Here is a 25,054-nt window from a genome sequence, read left to right as displayed (position 1 = left end):
GGCATTTCAATAGTGGGGCGGTTTCTCATCCACGATCTTGCCCAGCTCGGCAGCTGCCGCCAACTGCCCGATGCGGTCGATGAGAAGCTTGCAAGTCGCCTCCAGTTGATCGATCTGTTTTTGCTGTTCGCACACGACGTTATTCAATGCCTGAATCGTATCTTCCTGATAGGCGAGTTTGGTTTCCAAGTCTACCAAGCGTTCTTCGATCATGCTTCGACCTTCGAGATGGAAAACGCGGATTAGGCCTCATGATTCCTGCTTTTTCAACAGGGCATCGAGGTTGGCGAACGGCTTGAAGGTGGTGCTCGCATTCTGCCGTTCTTCTCCGCTCGATTGCCCTGCGTTCAAATAACGGGAATGTTCGTTATCGTGGCAGTAGATGCAAAGCAGTTCCCAATTGCTTCCGTCCGGCGGATTATTGTCGTGATTATGATCTCTATGATGGACCGTAAGCTCGCTGAGATTTTCGCGTGAAAACTCACGGGCGCAACGCCCGCAAACCCAAGGGTATAGTTTCAGAGCCTGCTCCCGATAGCCGCGTTCCCGCTCCTCCCGGTTACGCCGGGCTTCGGCAACGACCTGATCGAGCCTATTGCTATCGGACCCGGTTTTCATGACGGTCATGATTCGCCCTCCGATCGTTCATAGCCAAGTTTGATTCAAGAATACACCCGATGTTCGCGATGAAAGCAACCGGTCCCGCGGCTCAAAAACGGCGCTATTTCGTCCTGCTGGCCGGCATGCTGGCGCTCATCACGATATATTGGGCGCTCCCCGCAGTCATTGCGGAATTTCTTCGATACCGACTCGCCCTGGCCGGGTTTACTCGGATCGACGTCAATTCCGGACGCCCGCCCTGGGATGAACTGCGCTTCGACACCATTCAAATGAGCCGCCGTTCCGGAAACCGGGCGCTTACCCTGCGCGCGACGGGATTGAAGGCTCGCTATCGACCCTTGGAATTGCTGTCGGGGCGGCTTGTCAGCATTCGGATCGCAAGAGCAGAGGTCGAAAGCAGCTTTGTCGATAGCCAGGTGCCGGCTCAACATGATGCCGGCAAAAACATCGCACCTACCGCTTTCGCACCGAATCATTGGCTGTCCCGTTTGCCGGCGGATGAACTGTCTCTCGAGCGCTTAGACCTATATTTCCGAACTCCAGCAGGCGGTAATTACACGGCGCACGCGACGGCCCAGATCCGAAACGGACAGGGGACACTGACCGGAGAAATCCGTCCGGCGGAGGAACAAGTGTTCACGTTCTCGGCACATGCCGCCGTGAGCGGCGAGTTCGAACTGGATATCCGGCCTGCCGAAACTTCGGCACCTCCGGTCCTTTATGTCGCCAACCGTGCCGACGAAACCGAAAAAGGCCACCTGAACATAGCCGGCTCGGCTCGGGCGAGGCTGGACGCCGTCAACGGTTTGCTGCGGCCTTGGTTCGGACCCGACCAAAAACTCCCGTTGCTGGCGGGCAGCGTAGAAAGCCGCTGGCAAGGCGCCGTTCCGGTTGAGGGCAAAACATGGGAAGGCGTGAAGATCAGCAGCGATCATCATCTCGAGATCAGGACCGAACCATCGAACGGCGCCATCCGAACCGCCGCGTCCAGCATCGAAGCTAGCGCTTGGATCGAAGGGAGCCGAATCCGTTGGCGCATCGGGGATAAATCGGAGTTGTCGGCGCGCATCAAGAGTCCGATGAACTCTCCGGCTGAGCCCATGGTCGCGATGACTTTCCCGAAAGGCCTGGCTGGCCTCGTCGAAATAGCACCGGAGAATCTGACGTTTAACTTCACGCCCGAATTTCCGATACATCTTGCCCCAGTCGACTGGAATGGCATCTCATCCTCCGGAATCGATGTCGAACTCGCCAATGGAGCGAAACTCCGCTACGGCACGGAACCCACCCGATGGGACTTCGAGCCTTTTACGCTCTCGACACGGCCGGCAGCCCTAACTGCGCCGAAGGGCGCGATCGAGGCCGATGCGCTCAGCTTCGAGGTCGCCGAGCTCGGTGGCGGAAACGCCGGTTGGAAAGCTAGAGGCGATCTGCGCATTAAGGGCCTCAAACCGAAATTTCAGGGCAAGCCCTTACCCGCCGGCGACATACTGATCAAATTCCAGGGAGATTCGAAGCAGCTTGATCTCCAGAGTACTGCAACGCTTTCCCAGGGAAAATTGCTCCTTAACGGTCGGGCACGGCATCAATTCGCCAGCGGCCAAGGATCGGCGCAGTTCGAACTGGCACCCGTCGTTTTCGGTGAATCCGGCTTCACGCTGAGCCGATTGCTGGAACCCTGGCCTTTTCCCATCGACTTCCATGGGGGCCGTATCCACGGCTTCGGGGGCAGCTCCTGGAGCCGGTCGGCCAAGCATGGCGCCGGCGAAACGCTACGGTTCGAAAACGAGGTCACCGTCGACGCAAATGGTCTGGCCGGCCGATTCAAAACGATCCGGTTTGAAGGCTTGGACGCCCATCTCGTCCTGTCTGACCGAGACGGTTTACGAACCGTCGATCCCGCTCGAGTCAGTGTCGAACACCTGGATTCGGGAGTTTCCGTCACCCACCTGGACATGAAAGCGGCGGTTACAAGTTATGCCGGAAGCGCCGGCCCGATAATCGACCTAAGGCAGTTTGGCGCCAATATCCTCGGCGGAACGGTCCATGCCATCCCCGTTCGATGGGATACCGTCCATCCGGGGACCCCAGTGACCCTTACGCTAAAAGGGCTGTCCCTGAGTCAAATCATCGCGCTTGAAAAACACCAAGGCGTGGAAGGTTCGGGCCTCCTCGACGGACGGCTGCCCTTGGAAATCACCAATACCCACGTTGCGCTCCGCGGGGGCGAGCTTGAGGCGCGTCCGCCCGGAGGCTGGATTCGCTATCGGCCGACGGAACAAGTCGAAGCGATGGCGAAAGACAATTTGAGCCTACAGTTCGTGAATCAGGCCCTGAGCAACCTCCAGTACAACACACTGAAGGCCAAGGCCGACAGCACCCCAAAAGGCGACTTGACGCTACGGGTCGAACTGAAGGGGCACAACCCGGATTGGCAGTCCGGCCGGCCTATACATCTCAATCTAAACCTCCAGGAAAACATCTTGATGCTCCTGCGCAGCCTGAGCGTCGCCGACGATTTGACCGACCGCATGAACCGGCAAATCCAGGAGCATTACCGGAAAATACATTAGACGGAATCGATAAGGCGGCTAGATCTCGGGAAATCCCGATGCTATCCTCAGCCGCTCTTTTCGGCCTCGATACAGAAAACAACAATGATGCGAGACACTTTTTTTGCAAAGGTCTCTTCTGTCGCCGTGATGGCGCTCTTGGCAGCATGTACCCCTCGAGTCGAGTTGGCTGCGCCGCAGGAGCCCATCACCATCAATCTCAACGTCAAGATCGATCACGAAGTCCGGGTCAAAGTCGAAAAAGACTTGGAAGAGATTCTCTCGAAAGAGAGCGGACTGTTCTGATTCGAACGAGGATTTGCCATGTCCAAATATTTTCCTTTGCGTGGGGTCATTGCTCCCTTATTGGCGTTGCTGCTAGCCATGGTCGGCTGGCCGTCGCAGAGTTGGGCGATCGGTCTCGACGAGGCGAAGAGGCAAGGTTTGGTGGGCGAACAGCCTAACGGTTATCTTGAGGCGGTCGTGCCCAATCCGCCCGCGGATGTCAAGGCTCTCATCGCGGATATCAACGCAAAGCGCCGCCAGAAATATGAACAGGTCGCCAAAACCAACGGCACCAGTTTAAATGTTGTCGAGACATTGGCTGGGAAAACGGCGATCGAGAAAACTCCGCCGGGTCAGTACGTCAGATCGCCATCGGGGCGCTGGATTAAGAAATAGAGTGACGACGGTCCGAAAATATTCCGGCGGCGTCGGGATCGCGTACACCTTCGGTTCCCTACCCCGGATATCGACTTTTTCAAAAAACAATTAAGGAGACAGACCATGTCCGACAAGATTATCTTCAAGACCGGCGAAGCCACCGTACTCGCCGCCGAGGGACAATATACCGACGCCATGCCGGAAATTCTGATCGGCGACGTGAACGGCCCGGTCGGACAAGCCTTCGCCAACATGATGGGGCAGACCGCGGGCCATACCCGCATGTTCGCGATCAGAGCCTGCAATCAGCAGGTGCGCCCGGCGACGCTGATGGTGCCGAAAGTCACCATGAAAAGCAGTGCCTACGTCAACCTGTTCGGCGGCGTGGTTCAGTCGGCCACGGCGGATGCCGTGCTGGATTGCGTGATCGAAGGCATCATTCCTCGCGATCAGGTCAATGACCTCTGCATCATCAGCCTGGTCTGGATCGATCCAGAGTGCGCCAAAGATCCCAATCTGGACGAAAAGGACCTGTACCGCACCAATTACGAAGCGACCAAACTGGCCATCAAGCGAGCGCTCAACGACGAACCGTCGATCGACGAACTGATAGCCAACCGCCATACGATAAAGCACGATATGTACGATCCGGAAGCTTAGAGTCATTTGGCCGAATCGAAACAAAAACGCCGGCTTCCTGCCGGCATTTTTTCTCTTCTAAGCGCGTTTCAGGAGCATTCAGCCGGCTTTCGTTTATTCAACCGTATATCACGCGATGCTCCGCGGCAAAGGCGGACGATTCGTCTTTTCTCACGATGAGGGCAGAGCCGTTTTCCAAAAACTCGCTGCCGATGGCGTTTCCTGTTTCGGCCGCTGGATTCACGTTTACTGCGGTTGGCGGTCGGTGAACATTCCCTCAACCTGCACATCTTGCTCGACAAACGGCTTCTGCCATGCAGCCTCAGACCCGTAAAAATCTTTGACGCGCTCTTCAAAAAAACGAGGCCAAAGGAGCCCTTTATCCGACCGGAGATGTTTCACAATAGTGATATCTGACCGGCTTCTCACACTAAAACAAGGCGTTAGATACGTAAAATTCCCTGACGCCGCAAACGGGAAAGCTGAGATGGAAATTGCATCATTTCCGTTACAAATAATGGGCCCACGGCATGAACCGCTCCCGTCAGCTCGTTTTGCTCTATCTCGCAAAGCTAGATGATACGGCGCCCGCGAGCTATCAATAAGAATTTACGTGCTATTGCCCGAGGTCCAAAAGCCGCAAAAACAAACATGTTACGGTAAAGAAACAAAGACTTGGACCGAGGACCATTTGAAACGTCGGCTGTTTTTGGCCGTATCCCCAAAACGGAAGAATACCGGCTGGAAACTGATCACCGATACAGGAGTATCCCTTCCCGCTCCTCCTGCCACGAGCGCTCGTCGGGCAATGTCAGCGCATCGAAATCGCGCGGAGCGGCGGCGGCGTCGTCCACCCATTGGCGCAGCAGTTCGCTGCCGTTAATCAGATCGATGGCGAGACGATGGTATTCGTACTCGTAGGGAAAATCGCGCCAGAGATCGTAGTGCGGCCAGAGATTGCGAATCGCTTTGAATGCCAGTGCCTGCAAGCGCCAGGGCCGAAATCCTTGATGATCGTAGGCGCCGTCCTCGACGTGAATCTGCACGCCTTCGCATAGCTTTCCGGCATGCTTGTGGAACGTCGGTTCGAACCAGCAGACGCGCAGCCGACAGCCTTGCAGCCAGTCCGGAGCCAGCGCCCGCATCTCGGCGACGATCCGGTTCGCGTCCAGATCGGGCGCGCCGAAAAGTTCCAAGGGACGGGTGGTGCCGCGGCCCTCGGACAAGGTCGTGCCTTCCAGCATGACCGTGCCGGCGTAGCAGCGCGCCATCCATAGATTCGGCGCGTTAGGGCTGGGATTGATCCAGGTGCGTTCGCCCAGCGGCCAACCGTAGCCCGGCGCATTCGCCGGGTCCCAGCCTTCCATCGTCACCACGTGGTAATCCACGTCGAGGCGCAGGCTCTCCACGAACCAGCGGCCCAACTCGCCCAGCGTAAGTCCATGCCGCATGGGAACCGCGCCGGCCCCCACGAAACTCTCCCAACCGGCTCGCAATCGCAGCCCCTCGATCGGACGGCCCGCCGGATTCGGCCGGTCCAGCACCCAGACTGTCTTGCCTTTCTTGGCCGCCTCCTCCAGTACGTATCGCAAAGTCGTGATGAAGGTATAAATTCGGCAGCCGAGATCCTGCAGATCGACCAGCAGCACGTCGAAGCTGTCCATCATGGCGTCGGTCGGGCGCCGGACTTCGCCGTATAGGCTGAAGACCGGAATGCCGTGCGCTGGATCGGTGTAATCCGGCGACTCGACCATATTGTCCTGCTTGTCGCCGCGCAGACCGTGCTGAGGTCCGAAAGCGGCCGCGAGCTTGATGCCGTCGAGCGCGGCCAGCGCGTCCAAGGAATGAACCAGATCGGCGGTGACGGAGGCTGGATGAGCGAGCAAGGCCACACGGCGGCCCCGGAGCGGCTTGCGAAGATCCGGGCTGTCGAGCAGCCGGTCGATGCCAAACTTCATCGATGTCTCCTTGTGGCAAATCTCAGTTGTTGCCGGCGGAATCGAGCCTGAGCGCGAAACCGTCCGGGTGATGGAAATCCGGCTGGCCCGGCGGGTGCTTGAACGCCCAATACGATAGCCTGCCGTCCTGCTCTTCGATCACGGCAGACAATGCCAGGCTCAGGGTTGCGCTCTCGATCTCGGTCGATAGACCGTTCAGGTCGATCATTGCATTCAGCCCAAGCCGATAGGCATCGAGCGTCAGGGAAATTTTCGGAGGTGGGGCTTGTCTAACGACCGACATGCCGTCTCGATAAGACTCAAAATGATAGACGGCCCATTCGCTCGACGGCGCGAAATTGAATTCATAATACCCTTCGCGGTGCATCAGAAATGCCTCGAAGCAAGTATGCCGCCAAAGGCCGTCGGTGCGTCGTGCAACCCGAGGGCGCGGAATATGCAGACCCGCCACATCCCCTTCGACCGTATACTCGAGGGCGAGCACCCCATCCGATGTCTTCTGCACACGCACCGTGAAACGGCGGATGAGCTCGCAGGGCGTGGACGGGTGACTATTCAACGGAATCGTTTGCATGGGAGGATTATATCCCGAGCCGACCGGGAGCCCGTACAAACCGCGCCGATTGAAGGTCCATGGCTATCCAGTACCGGCTAACCGGATCGACGATTGTCACGGAGCGTATGCGGGTAATGACTTTTTTACACCTAAAAAGGGGATTTTTTCAGATGACAAACGGTCTACGAACCAATAGCGGAACCGAGTACTGAGAACAGCGTTCGTTCGCCGCCTTGGACAGCGGACGAAGTCCGACCAGGAACACCATTATCTGCTTGAGGCATGTCGTCACTAATCGAGTCCGATAACAATCCGATGACAACGGGCTGCCCGTCCGGCGCGATCACCGGAACCGAGAGCTTCCGGGAATTACTGGAAACGGCGCCGGACGCTATAGTCATCGTCGACCGCGGTGGCCGGATCGCATTCGTAAACTCGCAAACCGAGAAATTGTTCGGCTACGACCGCAGCGAACTGCTCGGCCGCAACGTCGATATTCTGATGCCCGATCGTTTCCGCGGCGAACAGGCCGGGCGCAGCAATCCTTTTTTGGACGAATCGGGGGTTCGGCCGATCGATGCCGCATTTGACCTACACGGCCTGCGCCGGGACGGCTCCGAGTTCCCGGCCGATATCGGGCTCAGCGCGCTCGAATCCGAAAACGGCATCCTCGTTATCGCCTCAATCCGAGACATCACGGAGCGCAAGCATTTTGACGAGTCCCTGCGCGAGAAGATTCTCGAATTGGAACGGGCCAATCTGGCCAAGGACCATTTTCTGGCCGGCATGTCCCATGAACTGCGCACGCCGCTCAATGCCATCATCGGCTTCACCGGCACCATGCTGATGAGGCTGCCGGGGCCTCTCACCGCGGCACAGGAAAAACAGCTCCGGATCATTCAGACCAGCGCCAAGCATCTGCTGTCGCTGATCAATGATTTGCTGGACCTCGCCAAGATCGAATCGGGCAAAGTCAAATCCAATCCGGAACCCTTTGTGTGCCAGGAGGCGATTCGGGAGGTCGCCGAAACCCTGCGTCCGATGGCGGAACAAAAAGGCCTCGGACTCGATATCGAGCTTCCGCGGGACGACATCGTCATCGAAACCGATCGGCGCGCGTTCGTACAAATCCTAATCAATCTCGCGAACAACGCCGTCAAGTTCACCTCACAGGGCAAGATATCGATCGAGTTGAGCCGGCGCCATGAAAACGGCAACACGATGGTCGACGTCAGCGTGCTGGACACCGGCATCGGGATCAAACCGGAAGACCAAGCCAAGCTGTTTCGGGCGTTTACCCAAGTGAACGCCGCCGCCAACCGTCCCTCCGAAGGCACCGGACTGGGCTTGTACCTTTGCCAAAAGCTGGCTTCCCTAATCGGCGGACACATCGATGTACGGAGCGAATTCGGTGCCGGCAGTACATTCACCCTAAGCTTGCCGTCAAAGACATCTGGCTGATGCCGGCGCGTATACTCCTCATCGAGGACAATCCCGACAGCATGGATCTAATGGCCTATCTGCTGGAAGCGTATGGGCATGTCACGCTTGCCGCCCGCGACGGCGAAGCGGGTGTGGAGATCGCCCGCCGGGAGCTGCCCGATCTTATTATTTGCGACATCCAGCTGCCCAAGCTGGACGGCTATGGCGTGATTCGGGAACTCAGACGCCGTACCGACCTCCGGAACATTCCCGTGGTGGCAGTTACCGCTTTCGCCATGGCAGGCGATTGCGACGCTCTGCTTGCTGCCGGGTTCGACGGCTATCTCTCCAAACCCATCGAGCCGGAGTCTTTCGTCGGGCAACTGGAACGTTTCTTGCCGAACTATTTGCGTTCCAACTCGCTGGGGTTCGATTTTGACCGACCTGAAGATGCCCAACATGAACGACCGGAGCATTCCTAGAGCGGCCAGAGCCGCGCCAGTCATTCTCATCGCCGCCTGGGCGCCTGGTGCCAAGGCACGGGAACTCATGCCGAGCCAGGGCGTCAACCGCTTGAAACCAATTAATCAGGCCCCTAAATACCCTCCTGGCGTTTACTGGCCATCGCCCGGGCCGGTACACGCCCGGCCTGGGCTCACGCGGCTTGTCGCCGCACCGGGGCGTCCTTGCCCCGAAATAACTCGGCCTACATTTATGGGCCGGGTTAATAAACCCATCGAACCGCTGACTCGCTGAAAATGATCGAGCATTGTCTGGACGGAGCCCGGTATGGCTAAGATTCTGATCGTTGACGACCGCCCCCTAAACCGAGAGTTTCTGGTAACGCTCCTCGGCTACGGCGGCCATCGCCTGCTCGAGGCTTCGGACGGCGCGGAAGCTCTGGACCTCGTCCGAGCCGAGCATCCCGATCTGGTTATCACCGATATCTTGATGCCGGCTATCGACGGATACGAACTGGTAAACCGTCTCCGCGCCGAACCGTCGCTCGCGGATACCCGCGTGATCTTTTACACCGCAACCTACCGCACGCCGGAAGCGCGAAGCTTGGCCGAGGCCTGCGGAGTGACCGCCGTGTTGGCCAAACCCTCCTCGCCCGAGGAAATTCTCGGCGTCGTACAAAACGTGCTCGGGCTGCCCGCGATAGAACCCGACCGTCTGCCCGAGACGGCGACTCAGCGCGGTACGGAGTCGCTCGGCGATATAACCGGCCAGCTCACAGGCTACTTCTCCGATATCGAGACGATCCGCCAGTCGGTAGCGCGGATCATCGAGTCCGCACCGGCGGCAGTCGGAGAGCCCGAGTTACGCGACATTGCCGCACGCTTCTCGATGTCCCTGACTCGTCTGCAAGAGATCAGTCTCAGGCTCGCCACGCTCATCGAGTTGGGACTGGAACTTACCTCGGTCCGCGATCCGGAACGGCTGCTCGAGACCTTTTGCCGGGCTGCCCACGACGTCTGTGCCGCCCAATATGCCGTCGTCGGCTTGCTGGAGGAGGACGAGGTACACCTGTGCCGGGTCTACACGCGCGGCATGGAAGACCTAACGATAGATCTTTCGAACTCGTTGCCGCCCAAAAGCGGAATTTTGGCCCGTTTGCTGACCGAACGCCGTCCACTGCGCGTTGCCGGATTGAGCGGCGATCCCGAGGTCTTGGGTCTGCCCGCCGCACACCCGCCGGTCCATTCCCTCCTCGGTTTGCCGATTGCATCCTCGAGCCGACTCTATGGCTGGGTTTATGTCGCCAATAAGGTGGGAGCGGCGGAATTCGACGAAATCGATGAGGATATCGCCGCTACCGTAACGGCCCAGGTGGCGACCGCTTATGAAAATCTCGGATTCTACGACGAATTGCAGCGCCGGGCCGTGGCCTTGCAGCTCGAAATCACCGAACGTAAGCAGGCTCAGGAGTCGTTGCGCAAAACCTTGCGTGCGCGCGCCGTGATGGCCGAATGCAACCACGCGTTGATTCATGCCCGGGAGGAGCACGACCTGTTCGATCAGATGTGCCAAACCATGGTCGAAGCGGGCCACTATCCGATGGCTTGGATCGGCGTGGTCCGCGACGAAGAACACAGAACGCTGGTCCCGGTCGCCCACGCAGGTTGCGAAGTCGGGTGCCTTCAAGAATGGCGATTCACCAAGATGGACACGGACAGCTGTTGCACGCCCGTCGGCAGGGCGATCCGCAGCGGAAGAACGGTTGTCGTGCCGGACCTGGCGATCATTCGGGAATGGCCCGGTTGGCGGGAAAACGTTCTCTCGCGGGGCTATCGCTCCGTCATCGCCCTCCCCCTCAAAACCGACTCCCATACATTTGGCGCCTTAAGCATTTACGACAACGTGCCGGGCGCGTTCGGTCCCGATGAACAGGCCCTGATGGAAGAGCTGGCGGACGATATCGCATACGGCATAGCCAACCTCCGAACCCAAGCAGCCCGCGATCGCGCGGAACGGCGTCTGACGACGCAATACGAAGTAGCCCGGATTTTGGCCGAGTCGGCAACGGTAGCGGAAGCGAGCCCAAAGATTCTGCAAGTGATTTGCGAGACTCTGAACTGGGATGTGGATGTGGGGGCGCTATGGGTGGTGGACGACAGGGCGAAAGTGGCGCGCTGCGCGGGCCTCTGGCGCAGGGACGGTTCCGATACCGAGGAATTCGCAGCGTCCAGCCGGTCGATGAGTTTTGCGCCCGGAGCAGGACTGCCGGGACGCATCTGGATGTCCGCAAAGTCCATCTGGATTGCGGATCTCTCACGGGACCCCAGCTTCTTGCGAGCCTCACTCGCCGGAAATGCCGGGCTCCGCGCCGCATTCGGCTTTCCGATACGCTTCGAGGGCCGGGTGCTCGGAGCCATCGAGTTTTTCAGCCGGGAAATCCGCAAACCCAAGGAAGATTTGATGAACATGTTCACCGCGATCGGCAGCCAAATCGGCCTGTTCGTGGAACGTAAACGTACCGAGGAAGAACTCAAGATTTCCGAAGAAAAACTGAGCAGCATCCTCGGCTCGATAGACAATATCGTTTGGTCTCTCTCGCCGACGACCGGCGAAACGCTTTACGTCAACGCCGCGGCGGAGAAAGTTTGGGGCCGGCCCGTCGCTGACTTCATGAAGAACAAGGACCTCTGGCTGCAAAGCGTCCATCCCGATGACCGGGAGCGGATGCAGAAAACCCTGGGAGAGCTATTGGAGACGGGTACGTTGACCGCGGAATACCGTATTCTGCGTCCGGACGGCGAAATACGCTGGCTGGAAGACCGGGTCAAGGTCATTTACGACAAGGCCGGAAACCCTATGCGTCTCGACGGCGTCGCAAGTGACATTACCGAGCGAAAGAAATATGAGGCCAGCATCGAGTACCTGGCGACCCACGATGCCCTGACTCATTTACCCAACCGCACCCTGCTCGCCGACCGCCTGTCCCAGGCGCTGGCCCACGCCAAGCGCACCGAGCGGCCTTTAGCCTTGCTGTTTCTCGATCTGGACCGGTTCAAGGATGTCAACGATAGCTTCGGCCACGCGCTCGGCGACGCCTTGCTACAGGCCGTCGCCGAGCGTCTCCAGGCGTCCGTCCGCGAGGGCGATACGGTAGCCAGGCAAGGCGGCGACGAATTCCTCATCTTGCTCTCGGATCTCGAAAGAATGGAAGACATCGAGTTCGTAGCCGTCAAGATCTTGCGGGCTATCGCCAAACCTTTCCTGATCGAGGGACGCGAACTGTTCATGAGCGGCAGCATCGGAGCGAGCGTTTATCCCGCCGACGGCGAAGACATGGAAACGCTGCTCAAGCATGCGGACACGGCGATGTACCGAACCAAGGAGGAAGGCGGCAGCGGTTTCAGGCTTTATGCCCGCGAAATGAGCCAGCGCGCGATCGAACGCATCAAAATGGAAAGCGCGTTGCGGCGGGCTTTGGAACAGCAGCAATTCGAGCTCTTTTATCAGCCCAAGGTCGAACTCAGGGGCGGAAGGATCATCGGCTCGGAAGCGCTGATCCGGTGGCGCCATCCGGACTTAGGCTTGGTGTTGCCTTCCCGGTTTATCCCCATGGCCGAGGAAACCGGTTTAATCCACGCGATCGGCTCTTGGGCTCTGAAAACCGCATGTTTGCAGAGCAAAGCCTGGCAGGATGCGGGACTGTCGCCGTTCGACGTCGCCGTCAATCTTTCGGCTAAGCAATTGAAACGCGGAAATCTCGTCAAACTGGTCAACCAGACGCTACGGGAAACCGGACTGGAAGGCCGCTATCTGGAATTGGAATTGACCGAAACCATGGTCATGCACGATCCCGAGCGTTTCATTCCGATTTTGGAGGAATTGAAAGAGTTGGGCGTAAAGCTTTCGGTGGACGATTTCGGAACGGGCTATTCCAGCCTGAGTTATCTCAAGCGGCTACCGTTCGACCGGCTGAAAATAGACCAGTCCTTCGTCCGCGACATCGCAACCGACACCAATGACGCCGTGATCGTGCAGACCGTCATCTCGCTGGGCCACACCCTTGGTCTCAAGGTCATCGCGGAGGGCGTGGAAACCCTGGAACAATTGACTTTCCTCTGCCGGCACAGGTGCGACGACATGCAGGGTTATTATTCGAGCCGTCCGGTCACGGCGGAGCAATTCGGCCGTCTGCTGCGCGAGAACCGAAGGCTGCCATTGCCGTCGATCGCGGCGTAGGGCGTCATGGGATAGGCGCCGATCAACAAGCCTTTGCCGACGAACGCCTAACCAACCCGCGATGTCGGGAAAGGATTCCCGACCTACTCGGCTGACGAATCCGTCTGTAGGATGCGCCGACGACGCCAAGCGGCGAAACTCAAGCCCGTTACCAGAACCACGACGACCGGCCAGTCGCCCCACCGCGCGTAAGGCGTGCTGCCTTCGATGGGCGTGATCGTCCCGGCCACCTGAGTACGCTGAAACAAAGGCGCGGCGACATCGATTTTGCCCTTAGGGCTGATAATCGCGGTTATACCGGTGTTGGTGGCGCGCAGCATGTAACGTCCGGTTTCGAGCGCCCTCATCCGTGCCATCTGCACATGTTGGTGGGGTGCGATAGAGTCGCCGAACCAGGCGTCGTTCGTAACGTTTACGAGATACGCCGCCTGAGGTAGAACGGCCAGCGACTCCTGGCCGAAGATGTCCTCATAGCAGATCGAGGCTGCCAGAGGATGCCCCGCAGCGACCAGAGCCGCTTGGCCGCCGTTTCCGCTGGCGAAATCGGACAGAGGAATTTCCAGAATGTCCAGTATGAAACCCAGCACCGGCCGCAGCGGCAGATATTCTCCGAAAGGTACCAAATGCCGTTTGAAATAGATCCCCGGCGTTTCTCCCAGCGCAACGACAGCATTGAAATAGCGGTCTTGGGTTTGATCGTAAAACGGTACGCCGATCAGGAGATCGGTACCCCGCGCCGCCGCTTCCGTCTCCAGATCGAAAAGAAAGGTCTCCTTGACCTGATGGTAAAACGCCGGAATGGCGGTTTCCGGCCAAACGACCAGCCGCGAACCCCACGATTTCCGCGTCATCTCGGTGTACATTTGCAGCGTTTCCCGCTGGAATTCGGGCTGCCATTTCATGTCTTGAGGCACGTTACCCTGGAGCAAGGTCACCTTGAACGGCTCACCCGCAGGCTGCGTCCAGGAAACGCCGCTCAGCACCCTACCCATGCCGAGCACTAAGACGATCGCGACGGCTATGAGGGTCCGCGGTTTGCGCGCCGAGTGAAATGCCGCGAGGACTCCTCCCGCCACGAAGGCCACCACCCAGCCGATACCGTAGACCCCGAGGACGGGGCCGTAGGCGGCCAACGGGGTGTCGATTTGGCTGTAGCCGACTTGCAGCCACGGAAACCCTGTGAGGAACCAGCCTCGTACCCATTCCCCCAAAATCCAAACGGCCGGGAAAACGATGAGCGATTGATAGATCCGGCTTCCGATGAAAAAGCGACGCGAAAGCCAACCTGCCAGTGCCGGATAAAGCGCCAGGAAGGCCGTGAACACGAAGGTCAGCGCTGCGGCCTCCAGCGGACTGGCGCCGCCGTAATCGTGCATGCTGACGTAGACCCAGGAAACGCCCAGGCCGAATTGTCCCAAGCCGAATAGATAGCCGCGCAAAAACGCCCTCCCCGGCGAGACGTTCAGCCAGCTTGCGAACAAGAGAAATAAGCCGATGACGGCAAGAATGGGATAGTCGAACGGGGCAAACGCCAGCGGCAACAATAGACCGCCGATCAGAGCCAGGATGTCGTAAAACACGGTCAGAATCTTATCAATCCACGCGAGCGCTAGTCTCGGATTGACTTTCGGGCTGGGGCAGAAGGATCAGCTTCAGTAAGTGCACGCGGCGACTGTCGGCCCGCAGCACGATGAAGCGGAAGCGATCGATCTCCACTTTCTCGCCCCTCTTGGGGACATGGCCGAGTTGGTGAACGATCAGCCCCCCGATGGTATCGAATTCATCGTCGTTGAAGTCGACGTAAAAGTAATCGTTGAACTCGTCGATCGGCGTCAGAGCCTTCAACGTATATTCGCGATCGTTCTTCCTGAAAATGTATTCCTCTTCGCCGAAATCGTGCTCGTCCTCGATCTCTCCGACGATCTGTTCCAAGACGTCCTCGATCGTCACCAAACCGGCCGCAGCGCCGTACTCGTCGACCACGATAGCCATGTGGCTGCGGGTCGTACGGAATTCTTTGAGCAGCACGTTGAGTCGTTTGCTTTCCGGGACGAATTGGGCGGGACGCATGATTTCCTTTACCCGCTTCGTCTTGTCCTTGAGGCTGTGAATCAAAAGGTCCTTCACCAGGAGAATGCCGACCACTTCGGTACGATCCTCTCCAATGACGGGATAGCGGGAATGGGCGGACTCGGCCACCAACGGAAATATCGTCTCCAGTTCCGCATCCTGCGAAACCACGACCATTTGGGCTCTGGGAATCATGATGTCACGGACCTTGAGTTCCGAGACTTGCATGACCCCTTCGATCATCGAAAGCGCTTCCAGCTCGATCAGATTCCGCTTCTGAGCAGCGCGCAACAATTCCAATAAATCCTCGCGGTCCTCGGGCTCACCCGTGAAGAAAAGGCCTAGTCGTTCGAGCCAACTTCGATGCTCGCCCGTTTGCTCCTCGTTCATGACGTGATGATCTCCTCATAGGGATTGGGAAATCCTAGATCATTGAGAATAGCGATCTCTTCCGCCTCCATGACGGCGGCGTCGCTTTCCGAGATGTGATCATAACCTTGCAGGTGCAGCACACCGTGCACCACCATATGCGCCCAGTGGGCTTCGAGTGTTTTGCCTTGCTCGCGCGCTTCGCGCTCGACGACGGCGGCACAGATGACGAGATCGCCCAGCAACTGATTGGGAACGCCTTCCGGCACTTCAAAAGGAAAACTGAGAATATTCGTCGGTCCGGCCTTGTGCCGGTAATGCTCGTTCAATTCGGCGCTTTCCGTCTCGTCCACAATCCGTATGACTAACTCGGCATCCTCCCGTTTCGCCGCCGCGCTCGCCCAGTGCAGAAATTTTCCGTCTTCCGGGACCCACTGCCGCACTGTGGCGTGCTGGACTTCGACGCTTATCATCCTAGAAACGGCAGTTGGACGCGCGCGAGTGTGCGGCGGACGGGCCGGATGGCAAGGCGCGACGCCGCCGTGGGGCCGTCCCCCACAAGAAGGAGCAACGCCGCCAGGAGGCGGCCCGTCCGCCGTGCAATCGCGCGCGTAGTGGTTTCACCGAACAGGTGAGATCGGTACACGGTTGGACACTTATAATTCATTGGACTTTTCTGATGCATCGAAGCGGTCAACTGCCGTTTCTAGGATCATGCTGATCGATCGGTCACATTCGCTCGCTCGTAGGCCTCGTAAGCGGCGACGATACGTTGCACCAGAGGATGGCGCACGACGTCCTGAGACGTAAAGAAGGTAAAGCTGATGCCTTCGACATCGCGCAAGACCTCCAAGACATGTCTTAGCCCCGATTCCTTGTTGCGTGGCAGGTCGATCTGGGTAATGTCGCCGGTGATCACGGCCTTGGAACCGAACCCCACCCGGGTCAGAAACATCTTGATCTGCTCGACGGTCGTGTTCTGCGCCTCGTCCAGGATGATGAACGACTCGTTCAAGGTGCGTCCGCGCATGAACGCGAGAGGCGCCACCTCGATCACGTTGCGCTCGATGAGCTTGGCCACCCGCTCGAAACCCAGCATTTCGTAGAGAGCGTCGTACAAGGGCCGCAAATAAGGATCCACCTTTTGCGCCATGTCGCCCGGCAAGAAGCCCAACTTCTCGCCGGCTTCGACCGCCGGACGCGCGAGAATCAGGCGCCTGACTTCGTCCCGTTCCAAGGCGGCAACGGCACAAGCCACGGCCAGATAGGTCTTGCCCGTTCCGGCGGGGCCGACGCCGAAGTTGATATCGTGGCTCTGGATATTCTTGAGATAACGCTGCTGATTGGCGCCTTTCGGCTTGATCGCGCCACGCTTGGTTCGGATGGCGAGCGGTTCGACCTCGTCGCCGGCACTTTCCAGCATGGCGGCGATATTGGAGTCCTGCAAGGACAGATGGACGCGCTCGGGCGTCATCACCTCGTGCGAGGTCGCATCGAACAGGCTTTGAAGCACTTTGTACGCGGCCTGCACCGGTTTGCCGGAGCCTATGATTTCGAACTGATTGCCGCGGTTGGCGATCTCCACGCCCAGCCGTCTTTCGATCTGGCGCAGATGTTCATCGAATTGGCCACACAAACTGGCCAGCCGCTCGTTGTCGGCGGGTTCTAAAGTGAGATGCAAGGAGTTCAGATGATTAAGCAAGTTATGCGGTGAGACCGCTGGTCTCGTGGGTTGAAAAATCGGGAGCCGAGGTGTTTACCCATCTGCCCCGCAGCGAGTTGGGCAGTGCTTCGACGATCAGGACATCCAGAAATTGACCGATTAGCTTCGACGGGCCCGAGAAATTGACTACCCGGTTGTTCTCGGTACGTCCGCTCAGTTGAGCGTAATCCTTTTTCGAAAGGCCCTCGACCAATATACGCTGCACCGTATTGACCATGCCGAGGGAAATTTCCGCCGACATTTCGTTGATTCTCGTCTGCAACCGGGCCAAGCGTTCCTTTTTCACCGTCATGGGCACATCGTCTGTCATTTCGGCCGCCGGCGTACCGGGACGGGGACTGTAAATAAAGCTGTAAGAATGATCGAAACCCAGAGTTTCTATCATATCCATGGTCTCTTCGAAGTCCTGTTCGGTTTCGCCGGGAAATCCGACGATAAAATCCGACGACAAACTGAGGTTGGGTCTGACCTCCCGCAGCCTCTGGATTTTCTCGATGTACTCTTCGCGGGTATGTCCGCGTTTCATCAAGCTCAAAACTCGGTTGCTGCCGCTTTGTACGGGGAGATGCAAATGGTCTGCCAGTTTTGGAATTTCCGCGTAAGCTTCGATTAAACTGTCGGTAAATTCCACCGGGTGAGACGTGGTGAATCGAATGCGCTCTATACCGTCGATCGCAGCCACGTAATTCAGCAGCAAAGCAAAATCGGCGATTTCGCCGTCGGCCATCACACCTCGGTACGCATTGACGTTCTGTCCCAACAACACCACCTCGCGCACGCCCTGCTCCGTCAAAGCGACGATTTCCGCGATCACGTCGTCCAAAGGACGGCTGATCTCTTCGCCCCGCGTGTAAGGTACGACACAAAACGTACAATATTTGCTGCACCCTTCCATGATCGAGACAAAGGCTTTGGGTCCTTCCGCGCGCGGCTCCGGAAGCGCATCGAACTTTTCGATCTCCGGGAAAGAAACATCGATGGCGGGCGCTCTATCCTTTCTTACTTTGTCCAGCAGTTCCGGCAGCCTATGCAGGGTCTGCGGACCGAAAACCATATCGACATAGGGGGCGCGCCGCTGCAAGGCCTCCCCTTCCTGGCTGGCGACACAACCGCCGACGCCTATGACGACGCCGGGTTTCTTGTCCTTGAGCGGGCGCCAGCGTCCCAATTCCGAAAAAACCTTTTCTTGTGCCTTTTCCCGGACTGAACAGGTATTCAGCAGCAAGACATCGGCTTCCTCGGGGTCGTTGGTCAGCTCGAAGCCATGGGAAGCATGGAGTACGTCGCGCATCTTCGCGGAATCGTACTCGTTCATTTGGCAACCAATGGTTTCTATGAAAAGTTTTTGGGTCATTCTCGGCAGGAAAACGAATCGGTGGCCAAATTTTACCAAAATTAGCCACCGATCGTTTGTTCCAAACGACCTAGTATCGCGTGAATACCGAGGGCCAAGCGTAAAGGATTAATAATTCAGGCAGGTGTCGTTTTGGCAAACTCGAACGGATTGACGAAAGTCGAGCCCACCCGCATCAGCCGTGCTTCCGGATGCTTTTCCGCCATCAGCGAGCGGACGCTCTCCTCCTGGTCGCGGCGCACGTCGATCATGATCAGATATTTCCCGGCGTTAATGTCGTCGTGGTACTGGGCTATGGCGTGATTCTCCGTAGCCAAGCCGCTCAAACCGCCTACCCAGGCTCCGAAGAGCGTGATGAAGCCGAAGATCGCAACATAGACCAAGCCGCTGACGTCCGATCCGAAGGGCTCAGCGGCCATAACATACGCCGTAGCTAACAATGCAACGATGCCGCCTATCACCGCCCCGCGTTCGCCGGATCGGATAACGTCATGTTTTTGAATGAGATTTGCAGCGTGTATATGACGTCGGTAAAGGCCTGCCTCGTCTTTGCTGACGACATGAAAATGCCAGTCGGTAATGCCTGCCTGGTGCATATCGTTCGAAATCTGCTCGGTGCTGTCGAGATTACTGGTGAGATAGTACATACGCTTCATGACCGTCCTCCTGATTGCTGATTGACACAACTCGCTACATGAAGGAAACAATTCATTTCTTGATATCGGCGTCGGTTTAGCATTCGACAATCGAGCTTGTCAAGAGGTCAGCGTCGCGACGAAAGTTGCGGAATTATGGCTGAAGCAATTCGATCCAGTGACGGACCGGCACCTTGGCCCTGGACCGCAAATGAGCCCAGCAGCCTATGTTGGCGGTCGCGATGCACTCCGGCCGGCCTTGTTCGAGACCTCGGATTTTCTCGACCAAAAGCCGCCGGGAAAGCTCCGGCTGCAGCAACGAGTACGTTCCGGCCGAACCGCAGCAGAGATGGGGCTGGTCGACGGGAGTCAGCTCGAACCCCAATCCCGACAGCAGGCTTTCGACCAATCCGCTCAATTTCTGGCCGTGCTGGAGCGTGCAGGGCGAATGGAACGCGATTCGGCGTTCATTCGATCTCCTGAGCGGGGACAAGTCCTCGCCGGCCAAGACCTCGCCGATATCCTTCGCCAGCGCGGAGATGCGTTCGGCCTTCGCGGCGTACCGTGGGTCGTGCTTGAGCACGTCGACATATTCCTTCAGCATCACCCCGCAGCCGCTGGCGGTGCTGACGATCGCCTCCGCCCCCCGTTCGATATGCGGCCACAGGGCGTCTATGTTGCGCCGCATGAACGCCGCGCCTTCCTCGTGTGCCGCCAGATGATGGCTCAGTGCCCCGCAGCAGCCGCTCCCCTGGACGCGAATCGCGCTGATGCCGATTCTGTCCAGGACATTCGCGGCGGCGGCGTCGACGGCCGGTGCCATCACTGGTTGCACGCAACCTTTCAGGATCAGCACCCTGCGGGCATGTCTCGCGGGCGGCCACGCCGGGCTCCAAGTCTTGGGAGGGATCTTGGCACGGACCGCCGCCGGCAGCACGGGCCGAGCCAGCCTGGCAAGCCCCACGAGCAGGCCGAAGCGCTCGGGATACGGCATCAGCTTGCGCAGAGCCAGCCGCTGAACGCGTTGCAGCCAGGGACGCCGGACTTTCTCCTCGAGTATTCCCCTTCCGATATCGGCCAGCCTGCCGTACCGAACGCCGGACGGGCAGGTCGTTTCGCAAGCCCGGCAGGTCAGGCAGCGGTCCAGGTGCAATTGCGTCTTGGCCGTGACCGGCTGTCCTTCCAACATCTGTTTCAGCAGATAAATGCGGCCGCGCGGACCGTCCAGTTCATCCCCCAAAAGCTGGTAGGTCGGGCACGTGGCCGTACAGAATCCGCAATGCACGCAATTTCTGAGAATCGCGTCAGCTTCCCGACCATCGGGCGTGTCTTTGACGAAATCGGCCAGCCTGGTTTGCATCAGAGGTCCTCGTAAAGCCGTGCGGGGTTGAACAAGCCCATGGGATCGAAGGCCCGCTTCAGACTCGCATGCAAAGCTTTCAAACCGTTCGGCAATGGCTGAAACACCCGCCCGTCGCCGGATCGACCTCGAAACAAGCTCGCATGACCGCCGGCCGCTTCCGCCGCCCGGAATACGTTCTCCGACGGAGCGCCGGTCTTCAGCCAGCGCAGCGCGCCGCCCCAGTCGTAGAACCACGTACCCGGCAAATCCAGAGCCGGGGTGGCCGGTGCCAGGGATATCCGCCAAAGGTTGCCGTCGGCGCGGAAGAATTCGTGACGCTGCTCGCGCAAGTCCCGCCAGAACTCGTCCCCCTCGGCGCAAACGTCGCCGCCGAATTTTCGGTATACGGCATCGACGGCCCGGTCCGAACCCGACAACCGCGCATAGATTCGGCTGCCGTCATAGGCCAATCCTGACAGCGGCCACGGCTGGGAACACCACAGATTCATGGTGTTCAAGGCTTCTTCGATGCTCCGTTCGAAACACACGGTCAACTCGCGCTCGGGTTTGGGCGACACTTTGAGCGACGCCTCCAGGATCACGCCCAACGTGCCCATGGCGCCTACCATGAGCCTTGAAATGTCGAAACCGGCGACGTTTTTCATGACTTCGCCGCCGAACGAAAGCATTTCGCCCTTGCCGTTCAGGATCCTGCAACCCAGCATGCAATCGCGCGCTGAGCCCGCGAAAGGCCGACGGGGACCGGAAAATCCGCAGGCCAGCGTGCCTCCCAGGGTTGCGTTCTCGCCGAGATGAGGCGGTTCGAAAGGCAGCATCTGGCCGCACTCGGCCAGAACGGATTCGATGTCGGACAGCCGCGTGCCGCAGCGCACGGTCAGCACCAACTCGGTCGGCTCGTAGCGCAGGACTCCGGCGTGCCCGGCCGTTCCCACCACGCTGTCGGACGACGGTCTGCCATAAAAGGTCTTGCTCCCGCTGCCGACGATCGTGAGCGGCGTTCCGGAATCCGTCGCCTCCGCTACGGCTTGACGAAGGCTCTCGCTGAGATCGGCGTCCATCAGAAACGTTCCAAATCGGGATGAGCGATCTGTCCCCGGTGGACGTGCATCGCGCCGAATTCGGCGCATCGGTGCAGCGTAGGGATCGCTTTTCCAGGATTGAGCAGCCCGGCGGGATCGAAAGCCGCTTTGACCGAGTGGAATTGCGCCAATTCAGCGGCCCGGAACTGAACGCACATCTGATTGATCTTTTCGATCCCGACGCCGTGTTCGCCGGTAATGGTCCCGCCGACCTCGACGCAAGCCTCCAGGATTTTCCCGCCCAGCTCTTCGACGCGCTCCAGCTCTCCGGGATTGTTTGCATCGTACAAGATGAGCGGATGCAGATTGCCGTCGCCGGCATGAAACACATTGCCGACGACCAGCCCGTATTGCGCCGAGAGTTCCGAAATCCGGCGCAATACTTCGGGCAAACGCTTGCGCGGAATCGTGCCGTCCATGCAGTAATAATCGGGAGAAATGCGCCCAGCCGCCGGAAATGCCGCCTTGCGGCCCGCCCAGAATGTCTTGCGCTCGGCCTCGCTGGTCGATTGACGGACCTCGGTCGCGCCTTCCGCCCGGAAAATTTCCCGCGCCTTGAGAAGATCGCTTTCGACCTGCTCGGCAATACCGTCGAATTCGCAGAGCACGATCGCCGCGGCGCCGGTCGGATAGCCCGCATGCACGAAGTCTTCCACCACCCGAATGGTGATGTTGTCCATCATTTCGAGGCCGGCCGGAAGCAAGCCGGCGCCGATGATGGCGGCCACCGCCCCGCCCGCCTCCTCGACGCTGTCGAAGGATGCCAAAAGCACCTGTGCGCAAGGGGGAATCGGAAGCAGCTTCACGGTAATCTCGACGATCACGCCCAATAAGCCCTCGGAACCGGTGATCAGCGCCAGCAGATCGTAACCTGGACTGTCGTACCCCGATCCGCCCAGCACAACGAGCTCGCCGTCCATGGTCACGACCCGGACCTGGAGGACGTTATGGACGGTCAATCCGTACTTGAGACAATGGACGCCGCCCGAGTTCTCCGCGACGTTACCGCCGATGGTGCAGGCGATCTGCGAGGACGGATCGGGCGCGTAGTAAAGCCCGTAAGGCGCGGCGGCTTCCGAGATGGCGAGATTGCGGACGCCCGGCTGGACTCGGGCGGTCCGGTTCGCGCGGTCGATTTCGATGATCCGGTTGAATTTGGCGAGGCTCAGCAAGACGCCGTTGGCGATAGGCAAGGCCCCGCCGGAAAGCCCGGTACCCGCACCCCGCGCGACCACGGGCACGCCGTGCTCCCGGCACAGCCGAACTACGGCTTGCACCTCTTCTATCGTTTCCGGCAAAGCGACGATCCAAGGCAGCTCCCGATAGGCGGAAAGCCCGTCGCATTCATAGGGGCGGAGATCTTCCGTATCGAACAGCAGGCGCCCTCTCTCAATATGCTCGCTCAAGAGGCAGAGAAAATGGTTCCGGTCGACGCGATGGGCAATCCGTTCGGACGGATGGACGCGATAAGTCATGAATCAGGTCGAATGCCTTCTGTAATACGAGTCGTCCTTCCGTCCGGAGAGCAAAAAGAGACGATACGACAACATACCGGCTATGAAACCGCCGAGATGCCCGAACCAGGCGACATCGGCGAAAGGCTCGTCGGACGGCAGACCGACGGTGACTTTATAAAGCTGTATCATCACCCAAATTCCCAAAAAGGCGATAGCCGGCACCTCCACGAACCAGGGCAGGAAGAACATCCAGATCACCACGCGAGCGTACGGAAACAGGAAATAATAGGCCCCCATGACACCCGCTATGGCGCCGGAAGCTCCGATCGTCGGGATATTGGAGTGGGAATTGGTGTAAATATGCACCGCTCCGGCAATCAAACCGCAGAGCAGATAAAAGGCCAGAAACCTCACGCCCCCCATGCGGTCCTCGACGTTGTCTCCGAATATCCAAAGCAACCAGAGGTTGAGAACCAGATGGAGCGCTCCGCCATGAATGAACATACTGCTCACGAACGGCGTGTAGTCGCCGGCCGGGTACCCCACCCTGGCCGCCCACTCGGGATTCGTATACCGCGCCGGCACCAGCCCATGGAAATTCAGAAAAAAGTACAAGTCTTGTTCGGACAGCGACTGGGTGTAGGCAAAAACGGCCAGATTCAGCACGATCAGCGTCCAGGTCATCCATGGCGTATACCGGGTCGGAATGGTGTCCCGATAAGGAATCATCGCTCGATCCTGATTAGCAATCCGCGCGCCTGACGCATCACCGACTCACCTTTTCCTCACTCGGGTCCGAAAATCGATCAAGGCATCGAAGGCACCGACCAAAGCAAGTCCCACGACGGCATATTGAGGCGCGAATATCAAAGCCACATACGGCGGTGCCGACCATGTCCAGTGCAAACGGCGAAAGGCGACCAGGGCGTGCACGATCGCCAATCCGGCGAAGAAATAAATCATCACGGCGACCATGAGGAGATCGGCGACCAAGATCGGGCTCACCGTACCCGACGCCCAAATTGCGCCGACGACCACCGGTAAAGCGAGCCGTGGCAGTCGAAGACGCTGAAACTCGGGACCGAATCCGCCGGGATTGTAGACCAGGGATTGCAGCCAACGGGCGCACAACAGGCTGAACATCAGGCCGATCCCGTAAAGCACGGCGATCAGACCATTCATCAGGCGCAAGGTTCCGTCCCGCTCGAACCCCTGAACGGTGGCACCGGGCACCGCGGCGACAGCCCGCCTCAGCCATGACTGCCAGAAGGCGACCACATCGCCGGTAACCAAATGCATTCCCAAGACGAACAGACCGACCGTCAGTCCCACCACAAGCAGCGCCAGTCCCTGGGACTCCGTGCGCCGCAAAACTTCCGCGCAAATCAGCAGCGGCAGCCAGAGCGCAAACACGACCGGGAAATTCAATCCCGGCCTGAGCTCCATCAGAAAAAAGCCGGCCCCGACCACGACCGCGGCACCGATCGCCACGACCGCGCCTTCCAGCCAGCCTTTGCGTAATGCGACCAAACCGAGCGCCGCAGCGCTGAGCAAGGCGAACGGAAGTACCTTCAGCGACAAAACACCGAACAACCCGGCTATTGCGATCGCATGCAGCCGGCTTCGCATGATAAAGGCTGCAAAGTCACGCATCGTCGGACACCCGTTTCACGGTATCGACTGAACTACGGCCGCTCTGACCAGGTTTCTTGTTTTTTTGTATTGCCTTAGCCATAGATGTTTCATCAAAAATTATTCTTTATCCGGCCGCAGGCCATCCTGTCCTGCATCCGCACACCCATTCGGTTTTCGATTTCTGAACGAATCTTACTGATTCTCGCCTGAAAGGCGAAATTTCTTATCGTGGCCGACGACGACAACATGGCGTCCGGAGA

Annotated in this window: 22 protein-coding genes; 7 read left to right on the top strand and 15 right to left on the bottom strand. The window is 58.6% G+C overall.

What is annotated here, in order from left to right; genetic code table 11:
• Positions 1–6 precede the first annotated feature (6 nt).
• Both B2A78_RS11540 and B2A78_RS11535 read right to left on the bottom strand, forming a co-directional pair.
• Positions 7–213, bottom strand: coding sequence for a SlyX family protein (locus B2A78_RS11540; RefSeq protein WP_077730141.1), 207 nt, complete (start codon positions 211–213; stop codon positions 7–9).
• Between the two features lie 36 nt (positions 214–249).
• Entirely contained in the window at positions 250–627 is a 378-nt protein-coding gene (locus B2A78_RS11535; RefSeq protein ID WP_077730140.1) for a YajD family HNH nuclease, read from the bottom strand.
• A gap of 50 nt (positions 628–677) precedes the next feature.
• On the opposite strand from B2A78_RS11535, the gene B2A78_RS11530 reads away from it, so the two are divergent.
• From B2A78_RS11530 to fae, 4 genes are all read left to right on the top strand, one after another.
• Entirely contained in the window at positions 678–3,194 is a 2,517-nt protein-coding gene (locus tag B2A78_RS11530; RefSeq protein WP_077730139.1) for a YdbH domain-containing protein, read from the top strand.
• 84 nt (positions 3,195–3,278) lie between these two features.
• Entirely contained in the window at positions 3,279–3,479 is a 201-nt protein-coding gene (locus B2A78_RS11525; RefSeq protein WP_346425842.1) for a YnbE family lipoprotein, read from the top strand.
• A gap of 18 nt (positions 3,480–3,497) precedes the next feature.
• Positions 3,498–3,854 carry a YdbL family protein gene (locus tag B2A78_RS11520; RefSeq protein WP_077730138.1) on the top strand — a complete coding sequence of 119 codons (357 nt, stop codon included), beginning with the start codon at positions 3,498–3,500 and terminating at the stop codon, positions 3,852–3,854.
• A 105-nt stretch (positions 3,855–3,959) separates the two neighbouring features.
• Positions 3,960–4,496, top strand: a complete 537-nt coding sequence (fae, locus tag B2A78_RS11515; protein ID WP_077730137.1) for a formaldehyde-activating enzyme — start codon at positions 3,960–3,962, stop codon at positions 4,494–4,496.
• Positions 4,497–5,227: 731 nt separating this feature from the next.
• Here fae and B2A78_RS11510 read toward each other — a convergent pair.
• Positions 5,228–6,433, bottom strand: coding sequence for a DUF1343 domain-containing protein (locus B2A78_RS11510; protein WP_077730136.1), 1,206 nt, complete (start codon positions 6,431–6,433; stop codon positions 5,228–5,230).
• A 22-nt stretch (positions 6,434–6,455) separates the two neighbouring features.
• Positions 6,456–7,007, bottom strand: a complete 552-nt coding sequence (locus B2A78_RS11505) for a DOMON-like domain-containing protein (protein ID WP_077730135.1) — start codon at positions 7,005–7,007, stop codon at positions 6,456–6,458.
• 297 nt (positions 7,008–7,304) lie between these two features.
• On the opposite strand from B2A78_RS11505, the gene B2A78_RS11500 reads away from it, so the two are divergent.
• From B2A78_RS11500 to B2A78_RS11490, 3 genes are all read left to right on the top strand, one after another.
• Positions 7,305–8,450, top strand: a complete 1,146-nt coding sequence (locus B2A78_RS11500; RefSeq protein ID WP_168175399.1) for an ATP-binding protein — start codon at positions 7,305–7,307, stop codon at positions 8,448–8,450.
• Entirely contained in the window at positions 8,450–8,893 is a 444-nt protein-coding gene (locus B2A78_RS11495) for a response regulator (protein WP_077730133.1), read from the top strand. The genes B2A78_RS11500 and B2A78_RS11495 overlap by 1 nt, the downstream gene beginning before the upstream one ends.
• Before the next feature lie 307 nt (positions 8,894–9,200).
• Entirely contained in the window at positions 9,201–13,109 is a 3,909-nt protein-coding gene (locus B2A78_RS11490; protein ID WP_077730132.1) for an EAL domain-containing protein, read from the top strand.
• Between the two features lie 83 nt (positions 13,110–13,192).
• On the opposite strand, the gene lnt is transcribed toward B2A78_RS11490, so the two are convergent.
• From lnt to B2A78_RS11435, 11 genes are all read right to left on the bottom strand, one after another.
• The gene (gene lnt / locus B2A78_RS11485; protein ID WP_077730131.1) at positions 13,193–14,689 is read right to left on the bottom strand and encodes an apolipoprotein N-acyltransferase; all 1,497 of its coding nucleotides are present in this window, start codon (positions 14,687–14,689) and stop codon (positions 13,193–13,195) included.
• A 13-nt stretch (positions 14,690–14,702) separates the two neighbouring features.
• On the bottom strand, positions 14,703–15,569 hold the full coding sequence (locus B2A78_RS11480; protein WP_077730130.1) for a transporter associated domain-containing protein: 867 nt from the start codon (positions 15,567–15,569) through the stop codon (positions 14,703–14,705).
• Positions 15,566–16,021: an rRNA maturation RNase YbeY gene (ybeY, locus tag B2A78_RS11475; protein ID WP_077730129.1), complete on the bottom strand. Its 456-nt coding sequence runs from the start codon at positions 16,019–16,021 to the stop codon at positions 15,566–15,568. Before ybeY ends, B2A78_RS11480 begins: the two co-directional genes overlap by 4 nt.
• A 239-nt stretch (positions 16,022–16,260) precedes the next feature.
• Positions 16,261–17,238, bottom strand: coding sequence for a PhoH family protein (locus B2A78_RS11470; RefSeq protein WP_086135619.1), 978 nt, complete (start codon positions 17,236–17,238; stop codon positions 16,261–16,263).
• Between the two features lie 13 nt (positions 17,239–17,251).
• The gene (miaB, locus tag B2A78_RS11465) at positions 17,252–18,625 is read right to left on the bottom strand and encodes a tRNA (N6-isopentenyl adenosine(37)-C2)-methylthiotransferase MiaB (protein WP_077730198.1); all 1,374 of its coding nucleotides are present in this window, start codon (positions 18,623–18,625) and stop codon (positions 17,252–17,254) included.
• A gap of 116 nt (positions 18,626–18,741) precedes the next feature.
• Entirely contained in the window at positions 18,742–19,281 is a 540-nt protein-coding gene (locus B2A78_RS11460; protein ID WP_077730127.1) for a hypothetical protein, read from the bottom strand.
• Positions 19,282–19,414: 133 nt separating this feature from the next.
• A complete protein-coding gene (gene glcF, locus B2A78_RS11455) occupies positions 19,415–20,620 on the bottom strand; it encodes a glycolate oxidase subunit GlcF (protein WP_077730126.1) in 1,206 nt (401 codons plus the stop codon).
• Positions 20,620–21,681 (bottom strand): glycolate oxidase subunit GlcE, encoded by a 1,062-nt coding sequence (gene glcE / locus B2A78_RS11450; protein WP_077730125.1) that lies wholly within the window; start codon positions 21,679–21,681, stop codon positions 20,620–20,622. The genes glcF and glcE overlap by 1 nt, the downstream gene beginning before the upstream one ends.
• Positions 21,681–23,177: an FAD-linked oxidase C-terminal domain-containing protein gene (locus tag B2A78_RS11445; protein ID WP_077730124.1), complete on the bottom strand. Its 1,497-nt coding sequence runs from the start codon at positions 23,175–23,177 to the stop codon at positions 21,681–21,683. The genes glcE and B2A78_RS11445 overlap by 1 nt, the downstream gene beginning before the upstream one ends.
• Positions 23,178–23,180: 3 nt before the next feature.
• On the bottom strand, positions 23,181–23,888 hold the full coding sequence (locus tag B2A78_RS11440; RefSeq protein WP_077730123.1) for a rhomboid family intramembrane serine protease: 708 nt from the start codon (positions 23,886–23,888) through the stop codon (positions 23,181–23,183).
• A gap of 45 nt (positions 23,889–23,933) precedes the next feature.
• Positions 23,934–24,812: a hypothetical protein gene (locus B2A78_RS11435; RefSeq protein ID WP_077730122.1), complete on the bottom strand. Its 879-nt coding sequence runs from the start codon at positions 24,810–24,812 to the stop codon at positions 23,934–23,936.
• Between the last annotated feature and the right edge of the window lie 242 nt (positions 24,813–25,054).

The sequence above is a fragment of the Methylocaldum sp. 14B genome, assembly GCF_002005105.1.
Lineage (GTDB): Bacteria > Pseudomonadota > Gammaproteobacteria > Methylococcales > Methylococcaceae > Methylocaldum.
The sequence above is the reverse complement of the archived record's forward strand: the minus strand, read 5'-3'. Positions and strand labels throughout refer to the sequence as shown.

What these genes read in the sequence shown, in the direction of transcription:
- B2A78_RS11510 (WP_077730136.1), bottom strand. Translation starts at nt 6,433, where the DNA reads ATGAAGTTTGGCATCGACCGGCTGCTCGACAGCCCGGATCTTCGCAAG.
- B2A78_RS11460 (WP_077730127.1), bottom strand. Translation starts at nt 19,281, where the DNA reads ATGAAGCGTATGTACTATCTCACCAGTAATCTCGACAGCACCGAGCAG.
- ybeY (WP_077730129.1), bottom strand. Translation starts at nt 16,021, where the DNA reads ATGATAAGCGTCGAAGTCCAGCACGCCACAGTGCGGCAGTGGGTCCCG.
- B2A78_RS11535 (WP_077730140.1), bottom strand. Translation starts at nt 627, where the DNA reads ATGACCGTCATGAAAACCGGGTCCGATAGCAATAGGCTCGATCAGGTC.
- B2A78_RS11495 (WP_077730133.1), top strand. Translation starts at nt 8,450, where the DNA reads ATGCCGGCGCGTATACTCCTCATCGAGGACAATCCCGACAGCATGGAT.
- B2A78_RS11505 (WP_077730135.1), bottom strand. Translation starts at nt 7,007, where the DNA reads ATGCAAACGATTCCGTTGAATAGTCACCCGTCCACGCCCTGCGAGCTC.
- B2A78_RS11540 (WP_077730141.1), bottom strand. Translation starts at nt 213, where the DNA reads ATGATCGAAGAACGCTTGGTAGACTTGGAAACCAAACTCGCCTATCAG.
- B2A78_RS11440 (WP_077730123.1), bottom strand. Translation starts at nt 23,888, where the DNA reads ATGATTCCTTATCGGGACACCATTCCGACCCGGTATACGCCATGGATG.
- B2A78_RS11525 (WP_346425842.1), top strand. Translation starts at nt 3,279, where the DNA reads ATGATGCGAGACACTTTTTTTGCAAAGGTCTCTTCTGTCGCCGTGATG.
- B2A78_RS11520 (WP_077730138.1), top strand. Translation starts at nt 3,498, where the DNA reads ATGTCCAAATATTTTCCTTTGCGTGGGGTCATTGCTCCCTTATTGGCG.
- fae (WP_077730137.1), top strand. Translation starts at nt 3,960, where the DNA reads ATGTCCGACAAGATTATCTTCAAGACCGGCGAAGCCACCGTACTCGCC.
- B2A78_RS11500 (WP_168175399.1), top strand. Translation starts at nt 7,305, where the DNA reads ATGACAACGGGCTGCCCGTCCGGCGCGATCACCGGAACCGAGAGCTTC.
- B2A78_RS11480 (WP_077730130.1), bottom strand. Translation starts at nt 15,569, where the DNA reads ATGAACGAGGAGCAAACGGGCGAGCATCGAAGTTGGCTCGAACGACTA.
- B2A78_RS11530 (WP_077730139.1), top strand. Translation starts at nt 678, where the DNA reads ATGTTCGCGATGAAAGCAACCGGTCCCGCGGCTCAAAAACGGCGCTAT.
- glcE (WP_077730125.1), bottom strand. Translation starts at nt 21,681, where the DNA reads ATGGACGCCGATCTCAGCGAGAGCCTTCGTCAAGCCGTAGCGGAGGCG.
- glcF (WP_077730126.1), bottom strand. Translation starts at nt 20,620, where the DNA reads ATGCAAACCAGGCTGGCCGATTTCGTCAAAGACACGCCCGATGGTCGG.
- B2A78_RS11445 (WP_077730124.1), bottom strand. Translation starts at nt 23,177, where the DNA reads ATGACTTATCGCGTCCATCCGTCCGAACGGATTGCCCATCGCGTCGAC.
- B2A78_RS11490 (WP_077730132.1), top strand. Translation starts at nt 9,201, where the DNA reads ATGGCTAAGATTCTGATCGTTGACGACCGCCCCCTAAACCGAGAGTTT.
- miaB (WP_077730198.1), bottom strand. Translation starts at nt 18,625, where the DNA reads ATGACCCAAAAACTTTTCATAGAAACCATTGGTTGCCAAATGAACGAG.
- B2A78_RS11435 (WP_077730122.1), bottom strand. Translation starts at nt 24,812, where the DNA reads ATGCGTGACTTTGCAGCCTTTATCATGCGAAGCCGGCTGCATGCGATC.